This is a genomic window from Microbacterium sp. R86528 (assembly GCF_044596335.1).
In the GTDB taxonomy this organism is placed as follows: Bacteria; Actinomycetota; Actinomycetes; order Actinomycetales; family Microbacteriaceae; genus Microbacterium; species Microbacterium marmarense.
This window is the reverse complement of record NZ_CP138996.1, coordinates 1,258,448-1,280,264: the sequence shown is the minus strand read 5'-3', so window position 1 is coordinate 1,280,264 and position 21,817 is coordinate 1,258,448. Positions and strand designations below refer to the sequence as shown.

Here is a 21,817-nt window from a genome sequence, read left to right as displayed (position 1 = left end):
CTTGACCTGGAGAGCGGTCTTGTACCAACCACCTATCCCACCGAGCACGTTTCGACGTGCCCAGAGACATCCGTAGAGAGGAGGCGAACATGAGTGAAACTCAGACCGCGGTCCGTGCAGTGAAGCCCGGTGCGAAGCCTGAGAGCGGCCGAGAGAAGTTTCGCGCACGTCGCGAAGCGCGAGGTGCATGGAGCCTGCTTGCCCCATCGCTCATCATCCTTGGCGTGATGGTTGGCTACCCTGCTGTGCTGATGGTGATCCAGTCGTTCAGCGACTACACCGTCAAGAACAAGGTGCAGGGCACCCTGCCCAACTTCGTCTGGTTCGAGAACTACGTCGACCTGTTCACCAAGAGTGACTTTCCCGCCGTGCTGGTGCGCAGTCTCGCTCTGATGGTCGTGTTGACCGTGCTGATCGTTGTCATGGGCACGCTGGTGGCGGTTCTGATGACGCGACTGAGCCGTGGCTGGCGCATTCTGGTGTCGGTCGGGCTGCTGCTTGCATGGGCGATGCCGCCGCTGACGGCAACCGTCGTGTGGGGCTGGATTTTCGACACGCAGTACGGCGTCGTCAACTGGGCTCTCAACACGATCACCGGCACCAGCGACTGGACGAACCACTCGTGGCTGCTCAACCCGCTCTCGTTCTTCTTCGTGTTGACCATCATCGTCGTGTGGCAGGGCATTCCCTTCGTGGCGTTCACCACCTACGCCGGCTTGGGTCAGGTTCCCAGTGAGGTGCTCGAAGCAGCATCCCTCGACGGAGCCAACGGCTTCAAGCGATTCCGGCTCGTCGTATTTCCATACATCCGAAGCATCATGACCGTGGTTCTGGTGCTGCAGATCATTTGGAACCTGCGCATCTTCACGCAGGTCTACGCGCTGCAGACACGTGGTGGCATCGCCGCCGAGACCAACGTGCTCGGAACATACCTGTTCCGCCAGGGCGTGGGCGAGTTCGGCGCAACCGCGGCCATCGGTGTCGTGATGGTCATTCTGCTGCTCACCCTCTCATGGGGCTATGTGCGCACCACCTTGAAGGAGGAAGAGCTGTGAGTACTCAAGTCACTGCTGGCACCCAGCTCGGCACGATCGGGGTCGACGACCTCGTCGGCGAAGTAGGCAACACCAAGACGCCCAAGCGTCGCTCAATCGACGCCCGTCGCCCCTCTGGCAAGCGCATTGCGTACCGCACCGGCCTCAACATCGCCGCGGCGATCGTCTTCGCCATGTCGGTGTTCCCCATCTACTGGATGGTGAACATGTCGCTCACGCCGAACAACGAGATTGTTTCGCGTACGCCGAGCTTTTTGCCCTTCAACCTCACGGTCAACAACTACATCACCGCGTGGACGCGTGAGGCAGCACCCGGGCAAACGGACTTTCCCCACGCGTTGATGACGTCAGTCACCGTCACCGCTGGTGTGCTGATCGTCACCCTGTTGTTCGCATTCCTCGCGTCGATCGCGGTCGCACGCTTCCACTTCAAGGGGCGCCGCGGGTTCATCGTCTCGGTGCTCATCATCCAGATGATCCCCGGCGAGGCCATGATGTTCACGATTTACGGGATGATCGATGACTGGCGGCTGATGAACACGATGCTCGGACTTGGCATCGTCTATGTGGCGATGGTCATTCCCTTCACGATCTGGACGCTGCGCGGCTTTGTCGCCGGCGTGCCCGCAGACCTTGAAGAGGCCGCGATGATTGATGGGTGCACCAAATCGCAAGCATTCTGGAAGGTCACCTTCCCGCTGCTGGCCCCCGGCCTCGTATCGACAGGAATCTTCGCTTTCATTCAGTCGTGGAACGAGTTCACAATGGCGCTGCTGCTCATGAAGGGCTATAACCTCACCCTGCCGACGTGGTTGAACGCATTCCAGTCCTCAAGCGTCGGCGGACAGGTGGACTGGGGCGCCATCATGGCAGGTTCAACAATGATCGCGATTCCTGTTGTCATCTTCTTCCTGTTCGTGCAGGGGCGCATGACCGGTGGTCTCGTCGCTGGAGCGGTCAAGGGCTGATGCACGCACGACTATTCGCCACCTCCCGTCGGGAGGGCGGCAAATGAGGGTTGGGCTTGACGTCGGCGGAACGAAAACCGATGCGGTCGCAATTGACGATGCTGGCACTGTGGTGTCGCGGGTGCGGATCGCCACCGGATGGGGCCCAGACGCTGTTGTAGCGACAGTCTTCGAAGCGGTGCGAGCTTTGCGCGGACAGATGGATGCTGCATGGCCTGAGTTTCGGTCGGTAGGCATCGGCATTCCCGGTCAAGTGGTTCCCGGCACGACTCGTGTGACCCATGCGGTCAACCTCGGGGTCGATGAACTCGACTTGGCGGCTGCGGTGTCGCCCACCCTGGGCGTGCCAGTGCACGTTGAGAACGACGTGAAGGCTGCGTCACTGGGCGGTTATGCTCTGCACGGCGCGACGGGCCGCATGGGCTATCTCAATCTCGGCACGGGCATCGCGGCGGGAATCGTAGAAGACGGTGTGCTCATGCGTGGTCGTCACGGCACCGCTGGCGAGGTTGGCCACATCTCGGTCGATCCGAACGGCCCGCTGTGCCGTTGCGGGCAGCGCGGCTGCATCGAAGCTCTCGCCGGCGGCCGCTCAATCGCCGAGCGATGGGGTCGAGTGTCGGCACTTCCCGTGCTCGACGTATTCGATGCCGCTGACGCCGGCGATCCTCTCGCGACCGAGCTTCGCAACGACCTCGCGGCGGGGGCCGCAGCGGCCGTGCGAGTGCTCGTGCTCACCGTTGATGTCGACACCGTGGTACTGGGCGGTGGGGTTACCAACCTCGGCACGCGGTTGCTGAACGACATCGCCGCAGACCTCGACGCAAGCGCGACTGCGTCGCCGTTCATGCGTTCGCTCTCGCTGTCGGCTCGAGTGTCGCTGCTGCCCGCCGGTTCACCCGCGGCCGCACTCGGCGCTGCGCTGCTCGGTGACGCCCGAAACACAGAAGGAGTTCTTGCTCATGGCTGAGGTCATCATCGTCAATGACAAGGCAGCTGGCGGCGAGATCGTCGCCCGTGAGATTGCGCGCCTGGTACGCAGCAATCCCGAAACCGTCTTGGGACTGGCCACCGGCTCAACGCCCCTGCCCGTATACGAAGCGCTGACCAAGCATCTCGATGGCGTTGATGTGTCGCAGGTACGCGGGTTCGCTCTCGATGAGTACGTCGGTATCGCCGCGGGCCACCCCGAGAGCTACCGCGCGGTCATCACCCGCGAGGTTGTCGAACCCCTCGGTTTAGACGCCGCGCGCATTCACACGCCCGACGGTTCAACCGATGGGATCGAGCACGCGGGCGAAGACTACGAGCGCGCCATCGAAGCATCAGGCGGCGTCGATCTTCAGATTCTCGGAATCGGCACTGACGGACACATCGGCTTCAACGAGCCCGGTTCGTCGTTCGCCTCGGCCACCCGGGTCAAGACGCTGACCGCACAGACGCGTGAAGACAACGCACGCTTCTTCGCCTCGGTAGATGAAGTGCCGCGACACTGCATCACCCAGGGGCTCGGCACGATTCTTCGCGCCAAACACCTGGTGCTGCTCGCTTTCGGCGGCGGCAAAGCCAAGGCTGTCGCCGCCGCCGTTGAAGGTGCGCTCACCGCATCTGTTCCCGGTTCGGCCATCCAGCTGCATCCACACGTCACTGTGGTGGTTGACGAAGCTGCGGCATCCGAGCTCTCGAACGCGGACTACTACCGGTACACCTTTGCGAACAAGCCCGCCTGGCAGGGGATCTAGTTCGCTCGGCGCAATCGGGCGAAACGGCCGGGTCTTTGGTTGCGAAACGGCCGGGCCTTTGGTTGCGAGACGGCCAAACCCGCGTCGCGCACGGCGTGTCGCTGGAACGCCCGGCCGTTTTGACGGGGCGCACGGCGTTTCGCTGGAACGCCCGGCCGTTTCGCTGGGGCGCGCGGCCGTTTCGCTGGGGCGCGCGGCGTTCGCTGGAACGCGCGGCGTTCGCTGGGGCGCGCGTGTTCGCTTTCGCTTGGCGCAATCGGGCGAAACGGCCGGGTCTTTGGTTGCGAAATGGCCGGGCCTTTGGTTGCAAGACGGCCAAACCCGCGTCGCGCACGGCGTGTCGCTGGAACGCCCGGCCGTTTTGACGGAACGCGCGGCGTTTCGCCGGAATGCCCGGCCGTGTGCCGGGGCGCGGCGTTCGCTGGAACGCGCGGCGTTCGCTGGGGCGCGCGTGTTCGCTTTCGCTTGGCGCAATCGGGCGAAACGGCCGGGTTTTTGGTTGCGAAATGGCCGGGCCTTTGGTTGCAAGACGGCCAAACCCGCGTCGCGCACGGCGTGTCGCTGGAACGCCCGGCCGTTTTGACGGAACGCGCGGCGTTTCGCCGGAATTCCCGGCGTGTCGCTGGAACGCCCGGCCGTTTTGACGGAACGCGCGGCGTTTCGCCGGAATGCCCGGCCGTGTGCTGGGGCGCACGGCGTTTCGCTGGAACGCCCGGCCGTTTTGCTGGGGAAGTCGTCAGCGCCAGGCGAAGCGGATGAGCTGGTTGCGGCTCAGCGGAGCGAGGGGAGTGTCGGCAACCTCGTGCTCGCGAACCCATCGCAGCTCGGCGATTTCTGCGCTGGCTGCGGCGTTGACCCCCTGCACTTTCACGGCGAATGCTTGCGCAACGACGGAGTGCCCGGGTTCGTTGGCGGCGATGTCGGTGAAGGTGCCCAGTGCTTCGACATTCGCGGCGTCGACAGTGATTCCTGTCTCTTCTTGCAACTCGCGAAGGCCCGTCTCTAGCGCAGTCTCGCCGGGGTCAGGTTTTCCGCCTGGCTGTTGAAAGACGGATGCTCCAGCTTTGCGAACGACGAGAGCCCGCCCATGCTCGTCGCTGACGACCATGGCACTCACGTGTACGACCCGGTGGGGCCCGCTGCTTTCGGTGCTTCGGGTGTCGTCGATCACGGGGCGAATACTTTGCCGGGATTGAGAATGCCCTGCGGGTCGAACACTCGAGTGAGCTGGCGCTGCAGCTCCCACTGGTCGTCGCCAATCTCGTCGGCAAGCCAACGCCGCTTGAGTACGCCGATACCGTGCTCGCCCGTGAGCGTGCCACCCAGCTTCAGCGCGGCGGTGAACAGCTCGTCGGCTGCCTCCCAGATGTATTCCGGCACATCGACGATCCCCGCAACATTCGGTTTGGCGTCGAAGATGAAGTTCGGGTGCAGGTTGCCATCGCCAGCATGAGCCACGGTGGGAATCACGACACCGCGTTCGCGTTCGATGCGCGCGATCTCGTCGAACATCGCCGGCATGGCGCTGCGCGGCACCGAGACATCCTCGATGAGAGTCGTGCCCAGTCGCTCCATCGCGGGGTGCATCGACCGGCGGATGGCCAGCAGGCGCTCGCCCTCCTCAGCGTCGTGTGACACTGCGACGGTGCCGCCCGCTGCGCGCAGTATCGCCGCGATCGCTTCGGCATCGGCAACCGCGGCGACGCCGTCGGTTTGAATCGTCAGTTGGGCTACCCCCGGCGCAGGAGCGCCGAGGTCGAGCAGATCGTGCACGGCGGCAAGCGAGGCAGCATCCATCAGCTCCATAATGGCTGGCTGCACTCCCGAAGCGGTGACGGCTGCCGATGCCACGGCCGCAGCTCTGACGTTCACGAAAGTCGCCGCGAGAGTGCACACCTGGCCAGGTATCGTGCGCCTCAGTTTCAACGTCGCGCCGACGATGACGCCGAGAGTGCCCTCTGAGCCGATCATCAGCGATGTCAGATCCAGTCCCGTGACGCCCTTGACAGTACGGTGTCCGAGTCGAAGCAGGCGTCCGTCAGCGAGCACGACGTCGACGCCCAGCACCGCATCTCGAACCACGCCGTACTTTGCGCAGAGCAGCCCGCCCGCTCCGGTCGCAATGTTGCCGCCGACGGTTGAGATCGCTCGACTAGCAGGGTCGGGTGCCCACCACATGCCGTGTTCGGCGAGCGCCGTGTTGAGGTCGGCGTTTAGGATGCCTGGCTCTACAACGGCGACGAGGTCGTCGGGGCGCACTTCGAGAATGCGATCCATGGTGCGAACAGACAGCGCGATCTCACCTTCGCCGGCGTTCGCGCCGCCGGCCAGGCCGGTACGTGCGCCCTGCGTGACCACAGGAGTGCCGGTCGCCGAGGCGATGCGCAGCGTTTCTTGAACGTCTGAAACACTGCGCGCGTGCACGAGGGCGAGGGGGAGTCCGTGCGCGGCGTGGCCTGATTTGTCTGCGCGTGCCGACTCTCGTGCTGTCTCAGTGATGTCGACGGCATCGCCAAGGGCGGCGATGAGCTGGTTGACGACCGCCGCGCTCATGCGAAGCGGCGCCGGCCCGCCAAGACTCCGACCGTGACGGCCACGATGCCGAAGCCCAAGCCGACCCAGGCGAAGTCCATGCTCCACCAGGCGAGAGTCGCCGAGGCGTAGACGAGGATCTCGACGAGCGCCCGAATGAACGGGTGCACGAGGAAGACTGCTCGCGGTGACACGAACAGCGCCCACACCACGATGGCCAGCGCGGGCGCGCCGATACCGGCGACGATGTTCCAGGGGAAGGACCACGAAGCGAAACCCCAGATCGCGAGCGTTGCGAAGGCGGCAAGCTCGGTCAGAAAGGCAAGAATGTCAATCGCTGCGAGTGGCGCGCGGGTTCCCGGCGCGGGCTGCGCGGCAGACTCGGAGGCAACGGACTCAGGCATGGTTTCCAGTCTAGGAGGTTCTCTCGACTGCTGTTGCGGGGCGCCGGACGGTTGTGGTTAGGCGCGAATCGCCGCAATAAGGTCTCGCAGGCTGACGATATCGCCGAGGCTGACCGAGTTTGACGCTCCCACCTCGTCGCCGGCGACGTAGCTCACAACGACGCTCGAGTTGGCCAGCAGCTGGGCGAGACTCGGTCGAATGGTGACGGTGGCGCTGCCATCGGCGTCGAGCACGAGGTCGCCCAGAGACGAACCTGCGAACGAGACTCGCGCCGTCGCATCAGGCTCACCCGTGACGGGAATCTGCAATGTGAGGCGCGTGCCGTTGAAGCTCGCCGTTGCAGCGCCCACTGACGGAGTGCCATCCGGCAGCGTGGACTCGTCCTCGCCGGTCCCGGGGTCAGGTGTTGGCGTCGGCTCTGGTGTCGGTGTCGGTGTCGGTGTCGGTGTTGGCGTCGGCTCGGGTGTTGGTTCGGGTGTCGGCGCTGGCGTGGGTTCGGGCGTCGGCGTCGGCGTCGGCTCGGGTGTGGGTTCAGGCGTCGGCTCGGGCTCAGGCGTCGGCGCGGGTGTCGGCTCCGGCGATGGAGTGACCATGGGCGGCGCGGCGGGCACCATCGTCTCAGGCGCGATAGCTTCTGGCGTCACTGGTTCAGTGTCGAGCACCGGCGCACCGTCCGGAGGTGCGGTATCGGGTGACGCTGCGTCTGGCGTGGTCGATTCTTCGGTTTCGACCGGCGGGTCAGGAACCGTTGGTGCCAGCTCATCGAGCGGCTCAGTTGCGGCTGCCTCCGGGGCGTCTTCGTCAGACAGCGTGATGGACGGCAATCCGCCGGCAGCCTGTTGCTCTTGCTGGGCTGCCGACGATGCCGCGTTGGTGGAATCTGCGAGCTGCGGCAACGCGATAGCGGCGGTCATGGCGGCGGCCGCGACGACCACGCTGGCAGCCACCAGACCGACCGCTCCGCCGACGCTCGAGAACGCACCAGCGCTCGCCGCCGCTCCAGCCGCCCCGCTCGTGCTGGAGCCGCCCGCGGTGGCGGAGCCCGCGGTGGTGGAGCCCGCGGTGGCGGAGCCTGCGGTGGCGGAGCCTGCGGCGCTACCCGCCACAGACATCGGGGCGCCCGCGCTCACTGCGCCCTCGATGACCGAAGAGGGCATTGCAGCCAGCGCGAGCACCGGAACTCCGGCGCCCTGCAAAGAGGCCAGGTAGCCAGCAGTGCCGGCAACGCCGACAGTCAACGGCAGCAGCACCAGCGCCAAGCGGTTGCCGACGTCTTGCGCCTCGCCTGCGACGATCGCACATCGAGGGCAGTCTTCTAGGTGCTTGTCGATCTTGGATCGATCCCGGATGCCGACATTGTTGCGGGCGTAGGCGCCGAGGCGCTCAATCGTCCATTGGCAGTCGGATCCGTCGGCGACCGACTGCAGGTGCGCTTGAATCCACGCCTCGCGAAGCCCTTCTCGAGCGCGGAAGGTCAATTGCGCGACAGCGGTCGCCTTCATGCCGAGCAACGGAGCGATCTCGGCAGGCTTCATCTGCTCGATCTCGGAGTACCAGAGCACTTCTTGCCAGCGGGAGGGCAGACTGCGAAAAGCGCGATGAGTGAGCCCGCGGTCTAACGCCTCTGAGGTGGCCTGTTCGGTGCTCGCCGGATCTTCGACCAGCTCCAGAGTGTCGAGGGCGGTCTCGCGATTCGAGCGGCCCCACGCAGCGGCGGTGTTTCGAATGCTGGTGAAAAGGTAAGCGCGAAAAGACCCGCTCGGGCCGCCCCCCGCGATGATCGACTTGTAGATGCGCGTATATGCCTCTTGCACGAGGTCATCGGCGTCGGTGCCCGGTGAGATGTTGCGCGCGACGGTGATGCCGGAACGATAGTGGCGTCTCCAGAGTTCACCGAACGCATCGGTATCACCCGAGCGGGCGCGCAACACGAGATCCGCGTCGGCCATTGCGGCTGCTCCGCGGGGTCTGATTGCTTCGTCTTCGGGCACTGATATCTCCGGTCGTCGGGGGGACGCTGCGTTATGTCTGTTCGACCAAGAGACGGTGAATACGGCGTCGTATCACGCAACCTTTCCATTCTTACGGCTATTGCTCAGTTTCGCCAGGCGGGTGAGCAACGGGAGCATCCAGATTGTTTTTTCCAAAGTCGCGTAATAAAACGGCTGTTACGTCGTCTCATATGTCAGGAGAAGGTTGTTCGGTACCCGGGGGTACACCCGAGCAGCCGATGGTGAGATCAGAAACTCGGGGGAGGGACTGAGCTCACCGCCACTCCGGGGGGTCGGCGGCCGTCGCGTTGGGGATGCGGCGGCCGCTCCGACGTCAACGAATAACCTCTTGCGCGGCGACCCAGACTCGCCTGACCGTCAGATCAGTATCGAGCAGCACCGCGTCACCTCTAGCGCCCGTCTCGAGGTGGCCGAGGTCCGGTCGCCCGATGCTCCGTGCTGGAGTAGAGGTCAGGGCTCGGATCGCCTCGACGACGGGCACGCCGGCATCGACGGTGCGCCGAAGGGCTTCATCTTGGGTGAGAGTCGACCCCGCAATCGCACCGTCGCTCGCGAGACGAGCAACACCGGCTGAGACTTCTACCTGAAGACCGCCGAGGTCGTAGCATCCATCACCGACGCCGGTGGCTGCCATCGCGTCCGTCACGAGCGCCACTCGGCCAGGGGCTGCCGAGAACACGACCGCGATCAAGCTCAGATCGACGTGAACCCCGTCGGCGATGATCTCAAGTGTCACGCGAGGGTCGCGAAGAGCAGCGACGATCGGGCCGGGTGCGCGATGATGAATGCCACGCATCGCGTTGAACGTGTGGGTCATCAGGGTTGCCCCGGCGTCGTAAGCCCGCTGTGCGGTGGCGTAGTCAGCATCGGTGTGTCCGATCGAAACAGCCACCCCAGCCTCGATGAACTGCTGGATCGCATCGTCAGCGCCGGGCAGCTCGGGTGCGAGCGTCACCTGGCGGATCGTCCCGCGTCCCGCTTTCAGGAGCCGTTCGATGGATGCTGCATCGGGCGCCCGCAGGAGCTCAAGCGTGTGCGCCCCTTTGTGAGCCGGATCGAGGAATGGTCCTTCAAGATGCGAGCCGAGAATCGACGAATCACGTTCTGCCAGATCTGCGATGATGCCAACGCGGGTGACCAGATCGTCGATCGAGGTTGTCACCAAAGAAATCAGGGCGGCGGTGGTGCCGTGCTCGCGGTGCACAGCGCGCCCGGTGGCGATCGCATCCGCGCCACCGTCATAGCTTGCGCCGCCGGCTCCATGGCCGTGGATATCGATGAACCCGGGTGAGAGGATGCATCCCGAACCGTCGACCACTTCTCGCGCGGTCGGGTAGCTGGTGCCTTCGCCCCGCGACGAGACGCGGCCGTCGTCGAAGAGCACCCAGGCGTTGTCGATCTCGGTGCCACCGTCGATGAGGCGCACCGAATGGATCAGTGTGCTCATTCCTGGGACCAGTCGATCTCTTCAGATGCCGAGAATCGAATGCCCTGGCTTTTCCACAGTGGACCCAAGCGGCCGACCCGCGCACGGAACGAGTCCCATGTTCGCAGTTTGCTGTGGCCAGTGGGCGGCGACCACGCGGCTTCGGCGGCCGCCGCGATGCGGGGGAAAGCGAGCGCGTCGATAGCGTCGAGGTCGCGCACCGTTTCGGTCCACAGGGGTGCTTCAACGCCGAGAATGTCTGCGTCGGTGATGCCAGCGATGACTGTCGCAGGCTCCCACGAGTAGGCCCGTTCTACGCTTGTTGCGCCATTGGCCCAGGTGAGTCCGAGCGGGGCGTCGGCGGTCGGCTTCATATCAAGGTAGATCGCGTCGGCAGGAGAGAGGATCAGCTGTCCGCCGTTGCGTACGAACGCGCGCGCCTTGTCATCCATGCCGTCGATCGGGGTTACAAAGCCCCAGTACTGGCCCACCGTGCTGTCGTGCAGACCTGCGGCGGCGCCAGCTTCGTGCCATGCGACGGGAATCTTGTCGAGGTCAGCGATGAGTTCGCTGGCTCGTCGTATGAACTCGGCAAAGTCTGCAGGCTCGGTGCCGAGCGCTTCGTCGCCGCCGAGGTGCAGGTATGGCCCTGGCGTCATGCCGGCGAGTTCGCCGAAGACATCCGCCAGAAAGTCGTAGGTCTTCTCATCGTGAATCTTGAGCGACGAGAACCCGACCGCTAAGCCGTCATAGGGGGTGCCGCTCTGTGGGAGCGAGCCACCATACTCGTGCACGACTTCGTGAATGTGCTCGCTCAGCACAGGTTCTTCGACGAGCTCGGGGTACGCGAGCCCTACAGCGTGAGTGTGCCCCGGCACATCGACTTCGGGCACGACCGTCATGTGGCGCGACGCTGCATAGTCGACGATCTCTCGGTAGTCGGACTTCGTGAAGAATCCGCCGGGGTGCCCGCCCACCGAAGTGCCGCTGGCCATGGCGGTCAGCTCAGGGCGCGAGTGCAACTCGATGCGCCAGCCCTGGTCATCGGTGAGATGAAGGTGAAGCACGTTGAACTTGAGGCTGACGGCGCGATCAATGTACGCCTTAACCGTCTCGACGCTGTGGAAGTGACGCGCAACGTCGAGCATCACACCTCGGTATGCGAAGCGAGGGGCATCTTCGATCAGCACGGAGGGAATGCTGAACTCGCCGTCGCGGCCCTGCACGAGTTGAGACAGGGTGTGGATGCTGTAGAAAAGCCCCGCTTCGTCGCTCGCCGTCGCTTCGATGCCGTTGTCTCTGACCCGCAACCGGTACGACTCAGCAGGTAGCCCCGGAGTCAATGAGAAGTCGATGTGCACAGGGTTTGGCGCGAACGCGTCTGGCGCCTGGCGGTGCCGGAGAGCAACAGGCATGGCAACCCCGGTTCGGCGAACCAGCAGCGTCGCCGCCAGCGCGGTGGCATCCGGATCGCCTGTCAGGACGGTCGAGCCACTGAACGTGAATGGCGGATCACCTTCGGCAATTTCGATCGTGGAGGGGGCGGGGACGACGGACGGAATCGGCACGATGGCTCCAAGCTTGCTGACCGAGGAGGGCTGCCACATCACGGTGATCGGAGCATGAAGGCGAGTCCGCTAGTTTCATGTAAAGCCCCCTAACAAAATGTTGACGCAAGCCTACCAGGGCGCTCCCGGCGAAGCGAGAGACCGCCGGGAGCCGCGGCGGCGAGAGAGCGAAAGGCGCCTACGCAGAGCCACGCCAGACAATCGGGCACTCGAGTTGGCGCCCTTCGGATTCATCGCTGACGCCGCGCAACTGTCTCAGTACTGATTCGGCGGCTGCGCGGCCGAGTTCGGTTGCTGGCTGGTGCACAGTTGACAACGGGGGATCGCACCTCATTGCCCACGAGCTGTCATCAAAGCCCACAATTCCCACATCGTCGGGGATGCGACGGCCTTCGCTTTGGAGCACGTCCATGGCCCCCGCGGCGACAGCATCGCTCGAGGCGAATATGCCATCGACGTCAGGGCATCGCGCGAGCAGGGTGCGCATGCCCCGTTGGCCGTCGGAGTAGGAATACAGGGGCACGCGCTCGACAAGCTCCGCGTCGAAGCGACCGCCCACCGCGTCAACGAAACCTGCCAGTCGATCAGCGCCTGAGTCTCGGTCGAGCGCGGCGGCGATCATGCCGACACGTCGGCGGCCGGTAGCGAGAAGGCGGTTCGTTATCCTTCGAGCTGAATCCCGGTTGTCAATCGCCACTGACGCAGCGCTGCCAATGTCGCGCGGGCGGCCGACGAAGGTCGCGGGGAGATCTAGCCTCGCAACTGCTTCGGTGATGGGGTCGCCCACACGGGCAGAAACGATGATGACGCCGTCGATGAGGCCACCGCTGAGGTATCTCGCCAGCCGGTCGACGTCTCGAGGAGTGTCCGCGATGAGGGTCGACATCTGGTAGTCGGCTTCGGAGAGCGCTGCATTCGCACCCATCAGAATTGACCCAATGTTCGGGTCTTCGACGAAGAGTGAATGGGGCTCATGCACGATGAGCCCGATCGCTTGGGAGCGTTGCAGGACCAAGCTACGCGCCGCACGGTTTGGGATGAACCCGACCTTGGCGATAGCGGCGTCGATAGCGGTCCGCGCGTCTTCAGAAACGTATGGCTGCCCGTTCAGTACCCGGCTTACCGTGCCGCGGGAAACGCCCGCCTCAAGAGCGACATCTTTTACGGTTGCCCGCCGGCGACGATTCCTTGCCTCCACGCTGCTCATCGTATGTGCACGCGCACAGTGTTTGCGAATTTGTTGACAAGTCCTCGGTCACATGTAAGTCTGTACACGTTCACAGACCCTCGATGCAGAGGAAAGCTTTACGGATCTGTGCACGTTCACAGATCCGAGGAGACCATGACCGACCTGTCGCGCCGCAACTTCGAACACGACGGCATCGCGTTTGGCTGTGACTACAACCCTGAGCAGTGGGATCCCGAAACGTGGGACGAAGATATTGCGCTCATGGGAGACGCGGGCGTCGATCTAGTCGCGATCAACATATTCGGTTGGTCTCACGTTGAGCCTCGCGCTGGAGACTTTGACTTCGCGCGCTTGGACGACGTGATCGGTCGCTTGCATGCCGCGGGCATCAGAGTGAATCTGGGTACAGGAACGGCCTCGCCGCCGGCGTGGCTCACGACCGCTCACCCAGAAATTCTGCCAATGGCCGCAGACGGGACGCGACGTTATCACGGCGGCAGACAGGCATGGTGCCCCAGCTCACCAGACTTTCGCCGGGCTGCACTTGGTCTGGTGACGGCAGTAGCGAACCACTATGCGCAACACCCCGCGGTCGCGCTGTGGCACGTGTCAAATGAACTTGGGTGCCACAACGCTCTTTGTTACTGCGATGAAAGCGCGATCGCCTTCCGGCGTTGGCTGCAGGACAAATACGGCACCCTCGAGTCGCTCAACGCAGCCTGGGGTACGGCGTTTTGGAGCCAGACCTACGGGGCGTGGAGCGAAGTGCACACGCCGCGCGCGACACTGTCCACATGCAACCCCGGTCAGGAGCTCGATTTTCACCGCTTCAGCTCTGACGAATTGCTCGACCATTACAGAGCCGAGGCTGAAGTTCTGCGCACGCTCACCGACATCCCGGTGACGACCAACTTCATGGTTGCCGCGCATATCGAGAACATGGATTACTGGTCGTGGGCGGGCGATGTCGACATCGTCGCGAATGATCACTATCTTGACCAGCGCTTGGCCGCCCCCGCCATGGAGCTCGCATTCGCTGCGGACCTCTCGCGTGGACTCGCTCAAGGCGCCCCGTGGCTTCTGATGGAACACTCCACGGGCGCGGTGAACTGGCAACCGCTGAATCTCGCGAAAATGCCAGGCGAGATGACAAGAAATTCACTTACACACGTCGCTCGCGGCGCAGATGGCGTGTGCTTCTTTCAGTGGCGCGCATCGGTGCAGGGGAGTGAGAAGTTTCACTCGGCAATGTTGCCGCACGCGGGCGTAGACACCGACCTGTGGCGTGAAATGACCGCGCTCGGAGCCACGATCCATCAGCTCGAAGAAGTTGCCGGAACGCGCGTGGAAGCGCACGCCGCCATCATCTTCTCTTGGGAGTCATGGTGGGCGACCCAGACCGAGTCAAGGCCGAGCCAATCGCTTGGCTATCTCGACCAAATTCACGCGGCATACTCCGCAATACGCGCGCTCGGCATCACGGTCGATATTGTCCCGCCCGGAGCATGCCTGTCGCCGTACCGGATGGTCGTCGTTCCTGGCCTACATCTTGTGGGCGCGAGTGATGCAAAAGTGATCACCGATTGGATCGCGGATGGCGGTATCGCGCTCATCACCTTCTATAGCGGCACCGTCGACGAGAACGATCGCGTGTTCACTGGTGGATACACGGGCCCCTTTCGTGAAGCCCTAGGTATTCGCATCGAAGAATTTGCGCCCGTGGAGCCTGGCGAAGTGCTCACGTTGTCAGATGGAAAACGTTCGCGGCTGTGGTCAGAGCGCGGTCGTGCAATCACGGCCCTCACCCACGCAGAGTTTTCTGACGGTCCGTCGAATGGGCATCCCGCCATCACCAGCAACGCGTGGGGGAGCGGCACTGCGTGGTACGTGGCGACACAACTGGAGCCTGCGGGCTACCAGAACGTGATGGCTGAAATGGCCGCAGCGGCGAACGTTCGCCCGGCGGCAGTCGCCAATGGAGACTTCTCACAACTTGAGGTCGTCAGGCGGGTTGGCGCCGACCACTCGTATCTATTCGTCATCAACCACGCCGACGAGGCGATCGCTGTGCAGAGCCAAGGAAACGAAATCATCACGGGCAGCCCGGTCGTCGGTCACATCGATGTACCCGCCGGGGCGGTTCGCATCATCAGAGAGGGGGCGGCTGTATGACCGCCACAGAGTTGCTCGTTACGCGAGGCAACAAGAGGTCGACGCCTCGTTTACCACGACCGAAGATTCAGCATCGCGGCTCCATCGCGTTGTTCATGGCTCCCTTCAGCGTCTTGTTCACGCTTTTCTACTTGATTCCGATCGGCTATGCCATCTGGCAGTCGTTGCTGGTCGTCGAGCGCGATGGAACCTACGGCGAACCGCGGCAGGTGTTCGGCGGACTCACCCAATATCTCCTGGTGTTCGAGAACGGTCCGTTCTGGGAATCAGTGGGGCGGGTGTTGCTCTTCGGCATTGTGCAAGTGCCGGTCATGCTTGGTCTCGCGTTGCTGTTCGCGTTGCTCCTTGATTCGCCAGTACTGAAGGGAAAGCGGTTCTTTCGGCTCGCATTCTTCGCACCGTATGCCGTGCCGGGGGTCATTGCGGCGATCATGTGGGGGTTCCTCTACTCGCCCAATCTCTCGCCTTTCACCGATGTCACTCGCAGCATCGATTTTCTTTCACCCGAGCTCGTGTTGTGGTCGATCGCGAACGTAGTGACGTGGGTCTTCGTGGGTTACAACATGCTCATCATCTACTCGTCGCTGCTGGCCATTCCGAGCGAAGTCTACGAAGCAGCTCGGCTGGACGGTGCCGGTCAGGTGCGCATCGCGTGGTCTATCAAGATCCCTATGATCACTCCTGCCATTGTGCTCACCGCAGTCTTCTCGATCATCGGCACCTTGCAGCTGCTCGCTGAACCCCAAGTGTTCCGGTCATTCAGCTCGGCCGTGTCAAGCACGTTCACACCGAACATGACCGTGTACGCCACTAGCGCGATCCCCAATGTCAACCTCGCGGCAGCCTTCTCAGTGGTGCTTGCCGTCGCAACGTGTGTGCTGTCGTTCACGTTCCTTCGACTCACGCAGCGAAAGGCAGAACGATGAGCATGCTGACTCGCACGCGTGGCGCTACCGCCGACGATCTCTCCCCCCGCGGGCCACGCGAGAGTGTGGTGTCGCGCACCGTAGCACTGGTCGTCATGGCCGTGTTCACGCTGTACTTCTTGGTACCCATCTGGTGGCTGTTCATCGCAGCAACCAAAGATCGTGGTGAACTGCTCACCACGAATGCACTGTGGTTCGCCGACTGGAACTTCGTGCAAAACGTGCAAGACCTCTTTGCTTATGGAGACGGAATCTACCTCCGGTGGCTGGTGAACTCTGCCGGGTATGCAGGCATCGGCGCGCTATTGGCTACCGTCTTCGCCGGCATGTGCGGTTACGCTCTCGCGAAGTATCAGTTTCGCGGTCGCGAAGCCTACTTCAACGTGGTGTTGGGTGGCGTGCTCGTGCCCGCAACCGCGCTCGCGCTGCCGCTGTTCTTGATCTTCAGCCAGGTCAATCTGACGAACACGTTCTGGGCAGTGCTGCTGCCGAGCATCGTCAGCCCATTCGGGGTGTACCTCAGCCGCATTTATGCGGGGGCAAGTGTTCCCGACGAACTCATCGAAGCCAGCCGGCTTGACGGCGCGGGCGAGGTTCGTACGTTCTTTACAGTATCGATCCGTCTCATGATGCCCGCTTTGATCACCGTGTTCCTCTTTCAGTTTGTTGCAATTTGGAACAACTTCTTTCTGCCGCTGATCATGCTCCGCAGTGAAGAACTGTTCCCCGTCACATATGGCCTCTACGCGTGGAACACGCAGCTCAATCAGATTCCTGAGCTGCGCACCTACGTTCTTGTCGGGTCCTTCATCTCGATCATCCCGCTCATCATCACTTTCCTCTTTCTTCAGCGCTTCTGGCGCAACGGACTCGGCACCGGCTCCGTGAAGTAAGTCCCCGCCGTCGGTGTTCAACCGACGCTCAGCAGCAAGTCCCTCCACCACACAACGAAGTAAGGAAGATCATGCAGATAACCAAGAGAGCAGTCGTCACCGGCGTCGCCTTGCTCAGCGCGATGACGCTGGCAGGGTGCGGCGCCAGTAGCACAGGCGACTCCGACGGCACCGCCGCAGGCGCCACGGCGTGCGAGCCCGCGGGCAGCGATGTGACGCTCGAATTCACGTCGTGGATCCCGGGCATCGAGGAGACCGTCGCCACCTGGAATGCGGAGAACCCCGATATTCAGGTAGAGGTTCAGACAGGCCCCAACGGCAACTCTGGTACCTACCAGAGCTTCTTCAGCCAGCTCGAAGCAGGCAACGCACCCGATCTCGGTCAGATCGAGTACGACGCCCTATCGAGCTTCCGCGTACAGGATGGCCTCGAAAACCTCGCGGGCTGTGAAGATGTTGTCGCGGCCGAGGCTGAGTTCATTCCGTGGACCTGGGGTCAGGTAACGCTGGGCAGCGAAGACGGCGTCTACGGCATTCCGCAGGACTCCGGGCCGATGGCGTTGTTCTACCGCTCCGACCTGTTCGAAGAGAACGAGATTCCTGTTCCTACGACCTGGGACGAGTACAAAGAAGCGGCTCAAACGATCCGTGATCTTGGTGGCTACATCACCAACTTCTCCACAGCTGACATCAACCAGTTCGCTGGATTCGTGTGGCAGGCAAACGGCGACTGGTTCAGCAACGACGGCGACGCGTGGACAGTTGACCTTACCGCCGACGAGTCAGCCGTGGTCGCTGAATACTGGCAGGAGCTTCTTGACGAAGATCTTGTCTCGACCTACCCGGCATGGACCGAAGAGTGGAACAACGCCTACAACTCTGGCGAAGTTTGGAGCTGGAACTCCGCGGTTTGGGGCGCAAACTCCATCGCGAGTGGCGCACCCGACACCGCCGGAAACTGGTCAGTCGCTGCAGCACCGCAGTGGGAAGCTGGCGGCGAAAGCTCCGGAAACTGGGGCGGCTCGTCTGTCGCTGTGTTCAAAGGAACCGACCACCTCTACGAGGCGACCAAGTTTGCACTCTGGCTCAACACCTCCGACGAGGCGTTGACCGCGCTCAATGAGTCGGCAAACATCTACCCGGCAACGACTGCGGGTCTTGACCTGCCCTCGCTTCAGGAAGGCGTGGAGTTCTACGGCGGACAGAAGATCTACGACGTCTTCGCTGATGCAGCCGCTCAGGTCAACCCCGACTTCGTCTGGGGGCCGACCATGACGCAGACGTACGCCGATGTGTCCGACGGTTTTCAGCAGGCGGTGACCGGTCAGGGCACTCTCTTCGACGCTTTGGAATCGGCACAAGCTTCGACAATCTCGACGCTTGAGGCTCAGTCCATTCCGGTGGCAGAGTAGGCGAATAGTGATTCACCACCTTCGTGCCGCGGGCGTCAGTGTTCTCCTCGACTCTCGCGGCACGGAGGTGCCCGCCCTTCTTCACTGGGGTGAAGATCTGGGCGAGATTTCAGACGCTGATTGTGTTTCATACGCTGAGGCATCGCTGCCAGCAACGGCGCCCAGCTCCATCGACCGGCCTTTCCGGCAACACCTGGTGGCATCTCTCAGCAACGGATGGAGCGGGATGCCCTCGCTCACCGTCGCGGGGGGCGCACCCACGCTGCATCACCAGGGCACTATTCGACGCGACGACACTCTTGAGATCGTGGTCGCGAGCGGCGATGCTCGCATCGATCTGAAGCTCACGCTCACCCGCGACGGCGTATTGCTGGTTGAACAACGAATAACGAATGCCGGGAATCAAAGCCTACGATTGCGCGACAGCGCGATCGTGTTGCCCATTTCTGCTAACGCAACGGAAGTTCTCGACTTCGCAGGCAACTGGACCCACGAGCGTGCGCCTCAACGTATTCGTCCGGGCCGAGGCGTCTGGTCACGTGAATCGCGCCATGGTCGGGGCGGCCATGACGACGCGTTCCTCATGATGGCGGGCACGGCGGGATTCGACTTTCGGCATGGTCAGATTTGGTCAACGCACGTTGCCTGGAGCGGCGACACACGCCAGTGGTATGAGCGCTCGCCCCTTGGCTCGACCACGCTCGGAGCAGGCGAGCGTTTTTCGGAAGTGACCATCGCACCAGGCGCGCAATACAGCGCTCCTCAGGTAGTCGCGACATATTCCGATGCGGGCATCGACGGGCTTTCCGACCGCCTACACCAGTACGTTCGCCGCTGGGCGGGTGCGCGCGGCGCCCGGCCGCTCACCCTCAACACATGGGAGGCCGTGTACTTCGACCAGTCGATCGAACGTCTCGAGCCGCTCGTCGAAGCTGCCGCATTGGTGGGTATCGAGCGCTTTGTGCTTGACGACGGTTGGTTTCACGGGCGCACAGACGACAAGCGCGCATTGGGCGATTGGACCGTGGACGCTGCGCGCTGGCCTGACGGTCTCGGGCCGTTGACTGATCGCGTAATCGCCGCGGGAATGCAATTCGGGCTGTGGGTGGAACCGGAAATGGTCAGCCTCGACTCTGATCTTGCCAGAGAACACCCGGAGTGGTTACTCACCAATGACGTCGCACTTACCTGGCGCTGGCAACACGTGCTTGACCTTTCCCTGATTGAGGTGCGCGACTACCTCTTCACGCGCCTGCACGCATTGCTTTGCGAGTATCCGATTTCCTATCTCAAATGGGATCACAACCGCGACTTGCTTGTCGACAACACCAGAGATCAAGTCGCAGGGCTGTACTCCTTGCTCGATGAAATACGTGCAGCTCATCCACGCGTAGAAATTGAGTCATGTGCATCAGGCGGCGGCCGCGTCGACCTCGGCATTCTTCGTCGTGTCGACCGGTTTTGGCCCAGCGACTCGAACGACCCACTCGAGCGCCAGCGCATTCAGCGGTGGACTGGCGTGCTGATTCCGCCGGAGTTCTTGGGATCGCACGTGGGCGACGCGCGCGCACACACCACCGGCCGAGTTTCTGAGCTTTCCTTTCGCCTTGCGACAGCACTCTTCGCCCACGCAGGAATCGAAGCTGACCTGACCAGAATCTCCGATGTTGACCGCTCGGCACTCGCCCGTTGGGCTGAGATTTACAAGGAGCATCGCCATCTTCTGCACTCCGGCCGCGCGGTGCGGACAGACGAGGCGGACGATTCGGTCCTCGTTCATGGCATAGTCAGCCGCGACCAGCGCGAAGCGCTCTATTCGTACGCGGCGATGGCGGGCTTCGGGGCGGCGCTAGCGCCCACGATGAAGTGCGCCGGTCTCGATGCCTCGCGGCGATACCGAGTAGAAGTCGTCGATTTCGGAGTCACACCCACGAGCATCCAAGATGCCCCGCCGCAATGGCTTGGGGCGGGAACAACCCTTCCAGGCAGTGTGCTTCTCGCTGGCGGTCTTGCGATGCCGCTACTCGCGCCGGGAAATGCGATCGTGCTGTCGGTTCGCGCCGTGTGACTGCACGGTCGGATTGCTAGGGTGCGCGCCGCCGCCATCCGTTATGCTCAAAGAGTCGCGACTGGCGTTCAGGTGGGCACCCACCGGGGAGCGGCTGACAATGGCATTCGACCGTACGCCTGGGCCGATGTGGACTTCCGCTATCCGAAACGCCGTGTCAGGAGATCGCTATGACCGATCAGTATTTCAACGCCCCTCTCTCCGAGGTAGACCCCGAGATCGCTGAGGTTCTTGAAAAGGAGCTCAACCGTCAGCGCGGCTATCTGGAGATGATCGCATCTGAGAATTTCGTGCCCGTGTCGGTGCTGCAGTCGCAGGGCTCGGTACTGACGAACAAGTACGCCGAGGGCTACCCCGGCCGCCGCTACTACGGTGGCTGCGAAGAGGTTGACGTCGCTGAAGAACTTGCGATTTCGCGCGCGAAGTCGCTGTTCGGTTCTGAGTTTGCCAACGTTCAACCGCACTCCGGCGCATCGGCCAACGCCGCGGTGCTTCACGCCATTGCACGCCCCGGCGACACGCTGCTCGGGCTTTCGCTCGACCATGGCGGTCACCTCACCCACGGCATGAAGATCAACTTCTCGGGTCGACTGTTCAACATCGTTGCCTATGGCGTCGACGCTGAGACCAGTGAAATCGACATGGTCGAGGTTCGTCGCCTGGCCGTCGAGCACAAGCCCAAAGTCATCATCGCTGGCTGGTCGGCGTACCCGCGACAGCTTGACTTCGCGAAGTTCCGTGAGATCGCCGACGAGGTGGGCGCGCTGCTCTGGGTAGACATGGCGCACTTTGCCGGACTGGTCGCTGCCGGACTGCACCCGAACCCGGTTCCCCACGCGCACGTGGTCTCTTCGACCGTGCACAAGACCATCGGCGGTCCCCGCTCTGGTTTCATCCTGACAAACGATGCCGACATCGCGAAGAAGATCAACACTGCGGTCTTCCCCGGTCAGCAGGGCGGTCCGCTCATGCACGTGATCGCGGCGAAGGCGACCGCGTTCAAACTGGCTGCGACCCCCGAGTTCAAAGAGCGCCAAGAGCGAGTCCTGCGCGGCGCACATATTCTTGCCGAGCGCCTTTCGCAACAAGATGTGAAGGATGCTGGCATCGCGGTGCGCTCTGGCGGTACTGATGTGCATCTTGTGCTCGTCGACCTTCGTGACGCTGAGATCGACGGAAAGCAGGCCGAAGACCTGTTGCATGAGATCCAGATCACCGTCAACCGCAACGCGGTGCCCAACGACCCACGGCCGCCGATGGTCACGTCGGGGCTGCGTATCGGAACGCCCGCGCTTGCAACGCGCGGCTTTGACGACGCGGAGTTCACCGAGGTCGCCGACGTCATTGCGCTGGCGCTCCTGCCGGGCGCTGACGTCGATTCGCTGCGCGCACGCGTGGCGAAGCTCACCGAGGCTTTCCCGCTCTACCCGGGCCTTGAGCAGTAAGGCA

17 protein-coding genes and 1 riboswitch are annotated in these 21,817 nt (G+C 62.9%); of the genes, 10 read left to right on the top strand and 7 right to left on the bottom strand.

Features of this window, described 5'->3' with window-relative positions; all coding sequences use genetic code 11:
- The first annotated feature begins 89 nt into the window (after positions 1 to 89).
- The 4 genes from SJY18_RS06150 to SJY18_RS06135 are packed head-to-tail and all read left to right on the top strand — an operon-like array spanning position 90 to position 3,765.
- On the top strand, positions 90 to 1,055 hold the full coding sequence (locus SJY18_RS06150) for a carbohydrate ABC transporter permease (protein WP_396668731.1): 966 nt from the start codon (positions 90 to 92) through the stop codon (positions 1,053 to 1,055).
- Complete coding sequence (locus SJY18_RS06145) at positions 1,052 to 2,023, top strand: carbohydrate ABC transporter permease (RefSeq protein WP_337338592.1); 972 nt, start codon at positions 1,052 to 1,054, stop codon at positions 2,021 to 2,023. The genes SJY18_RS06150 and SJY18_RS06145 overlap by 4 nt, the downstream gene beginning before the upstream one ends.
- A gap of 43 nt (positions 2,024 to 2,066) precedes the next feature.
- Positions 2,067 to 2,993, top strand: coding sequence for an ROK family protein (locus SJY18_RS06140; RefSeq protein ID WP_396668730.1), 927 nt, complete (start codon positions 2,067 to 2,069; stop codon positions 2,991 to 2,993).
- Entirely contained in the window at positions 2,986 to 3,765 is a 780-nt protein-coding gene (locus tag SJY18_RS06135) for a glucosamine-6-phosphate deaminase (protein ID WP_396668729.1), read from the top strand. Before SJY18_RS06140 ends, SJY18_RS06135 begins: the two co-directional genes overlap by 8 nt.
- A gap of 736 nt (positions 3,766 to 4,501) precedes the next feature.
- Here the strand turns inward: SJY18_RS06135 and SJY18_RS06130 are convergent.
- From SJY18_RS06130 to SJY18_RS06100, 7 genes are all read right to left on the bottom strand, one after another.
- Positions 4,502 to 4,936: an NUDIX domain-containing protein gene (locus SJY18_RS06130; protein ID WP_337338595.1), complete on the bottom strand. Its 435-nt coding sequence runs from the start codon at positions 4,934 to 4,936 to the stop codon at positions 4,502 to 4,504.
- Positions 4,933 to 6,318 (bottom strand): FAD-binding oxidoreductase, encoded by a 1,386-nt coding sequence (locus SJY18_RS06125; RefSeq protein WP_396668728.1) that lies wholly within the window; start codon positions 6,316 to 6,318, stop codon positions 4,933 to 4,935. The genes SJY18_RS06130 and SJY18_RS06125 overlap by 4 nt, the downstream gene beginning before the upstream one ends.
- Positions 6,315 to 6,701 (bottom strand): YrdB family protein, encoded by a 387-nt coding sequence (locus tag SJY18_RS06120; protein WP_337338597.1) that lies wholly within the window; start codon positions 6,699 to 6,701, stop codon positions 6,315 to 6,317. Before SJY18_RS06120 ends, SJY18_RS06125 begins: the two co-directional genes overlap by 4 nt.
- 57 nt (positions 6,702 to 6,758) lie before the next feature.
- Entirely contained in the window at positions 6,759 to 8,651 is a 1,893-nt protein-coding gene (locus tag SJY18_RS06115; protein WP_396668727.1) for a sigma-70 family RNA polymerase sigma factor, read from the bottom strand.
- A 376-nt stretch (positions 8,652 to 9,027) separates the two neighbouring features.
- Positions 9,028 to 10,161, bottom strand: coding sequence for an N-acetylglucosamine-6-phosphate deacetylase (gene nagA / locus SJY18_RS06110; protein ID WP_396668726.1), 1,134 nt, complete (start codon positions 10,159 to 10,161; stop codon positions 9,028 to 9,030).
- A complete protein-coding gene (locus tag SJY18_RS06105) occupies positions 10,158 to 11,708 on the bottom strand; it encodes a beta-N-acetylhexosaminidase (protein ID WP_396668725.1) in 1,551 nt (516 codons plus the stop codon). The genes nagA and SJY18_RS06105 overlap by 4 nt, the downstream gene beginning before the upstream one ends.
- A 178-nt stretch (positions 11,709 to 11,886) precedes the next feature.
- Positions 11,887 to 12,906, bottom strand: a complete 1,020-nt coding sequence (locus SJY18_RS06100) for a LacI family DNA-binding transcriptional regulator (protein WP_396668724.1) — start codon at positions 12,904 to 12,906, stop codon at positions 11,887 to 11,889.
- A 144-nt stretch (positions 12,907 to 13,050) separates the two neighbouring features.
- Between SJY18_RS06100 and SJY18_RS06095 the strand changes: the two genes are divergently transcribed.
- From SJY18_RS06095 to glyA, 6 genes are all read left to right on the top strand, one after another.
- The gene (locus SJY18_RS06095; protein ID WP_396668723.1) at positions 13,051 to 15,069 is read left to right on the top strand and encodes a beta-galactosidase; all 2,019 of its coding nucleotides are present in this window, start codon (positions 13,051 to 13,053) and stop codon (positions 15,067 to 15,069) included.
- Positions 15,066 to 15,995: a sugar ABC transporter permease gene (locus SJY18_RS06090; RefSeq protein WP_337338603.1), complete on the top strand. Its 930-nt coding sequence runs from the start codon at positions 15,066 to 15,068 to the stop codon at positions 15,993 to 15,995. Before SJY18_RS06095 ends, SJY18_RS06090 begins: the two co-directional genes overlap by 4 nt.
- The gene (locus SJY18_RS06085) at positions 15,992 to 16,888 is read left to right on the top strand and encodes a carbohydrate ABC transporter permease (protein ID WP_337338604.1); all 897 of its coding nucleotides are present in this window, start codon (positions 15,992 to 15,994) and stop codon (positions 16,886 to 16,888) included. The genes SJY18_RS06090 and SJY18_RS06085 overlap by 4 nt, the downstream gene beginning before the upstream one ends.
- A gap of 71 nt (positions 16,889 to 16,959) precedes the next feature.
- Entirely contained in the window at positions 16,960 to 18,300 is a 1,341-nt protein-coding gene (locus SJY18_RS06080) for an ABC transporter substrate-binding protein (protein ID WP_396668722.1), read from the top strand.
- Between the two features lie 7 nt (positions 18,301 to 18,307).
- Positions 18,308 to 20,368, top strand: a complete 2,061-nt coding sequence (locus tag SJY18_RS06075; protein ID WP_396668721.1) for an alpha-galactosidase — start codon at positions 18,308 to 18,310, stop codon at positions 20,366 to 20,368.
- Positions 20,369 to 20,415: 47 nt separating this feature from the next.
- A riboswitch (ZMP/ZTP riboswitch) is annotated at positions 20,416 to 20,500 on the top strand.
- A 38-nt stretch (positions 20,501 to 20,538) separates the two neighbouring features.
- Positions 20,539 to 21,813 carry a serine hydroxymethyltransferase gene (glyA, locus tag SJY18_RS06070; RefSeq protein WP_337338607.1) on the top strand — a complete coding sequence of 425 codons (1,275 nt, stop codon included), beginning with the start codon at positions 20,539 to 20,541 and terminating at the stop codon, positions 21,811 to 21,813.
- Positions 21,814 to 21,817: the final 4 nt, after the last annotated feature.

Coding starts and splice junctions, on each gene's coding strand:
- SJY18_RS06150 (WP_396668731.1), top strand. CDS start 90: ATGAGTGAAACTCAGACCGCGGTCCGTGCAGTGAAGCCCGGTGCGAAG.
- SJY18_RS06140 (WP_396668730.1), top strand. CDS start 2,067: ATGAGGGTTGGGCTTGACGTCGGCGGAACGAAAACCGATGCGGTCGCA.
- SJY18_RS06135 (WP_396668729.1), top strand. CDS start 2,986: ATGGCTGAGGTCATCATCGTCAATGACAAGGCAGCTGGCGGCGAGATC.
- SJY18_RS06125 (WP_396668728.1), bottom strand. CDS start 6,318: ATGAGCGCGGCGGTCGTCAACCAGCTCATCGCCGCCCTTGGCGATGCC.
- SJY18_RS06120 (WP_337338597.1), bottom strand. CDS start 6,701: ATGCCTGAGTCCGTTGCCTCCGAGTCTGCCGCGCAGCCCGCGCCGGGA.
- SJY18_RS06115 (WP_396668727.1), bottom strand. CDS start 8,651: ATGGCCGACGCGGATCTCGTGTTGCGCGCCCGCTCGGGTGATACCGAT.
- nagA (WP_396668726.1), bottom strand. CDS start 10,161: ATGAGCACACTGATCCATTCGGTGCGCCTCATCGACGGTGGCACCGAG.
- SJY18_RS06095 (WP_396668723.1), top strand. CDS start 13,051: ATGACCGACCTGTCGCGCCGCAACTTCGAACACGACGGCATCGCGTTT.
- SJY18_RS06090 (WP_337338603.1), top strand. CDS start 15,066: ATGACCGCCACAGAGTTGCTCGTTACGCGAGGCAACAAGAGGTCGACG.
- SJY18_RS06085 (WP_337338604.1), top strand. CDS start 15,992: ATGAGCATGCTGACTCGCACGCGTGGCGCTACCGCCGACGATCTCTCC.
- SJY18_RS06080 (WP_396668722.1), top strand. CDS start 16,960: ATGCAGATAACCAAGAGAGCAGTCGTCACCGGCGTCGCCTTGCTCAGC.
- glyA (WP_337338607.1), top strand. CDS start 20,539: ATGACCGATCAGTATTTCAACGCCCCTCTCTCCGAGGTAGACCCCGAG.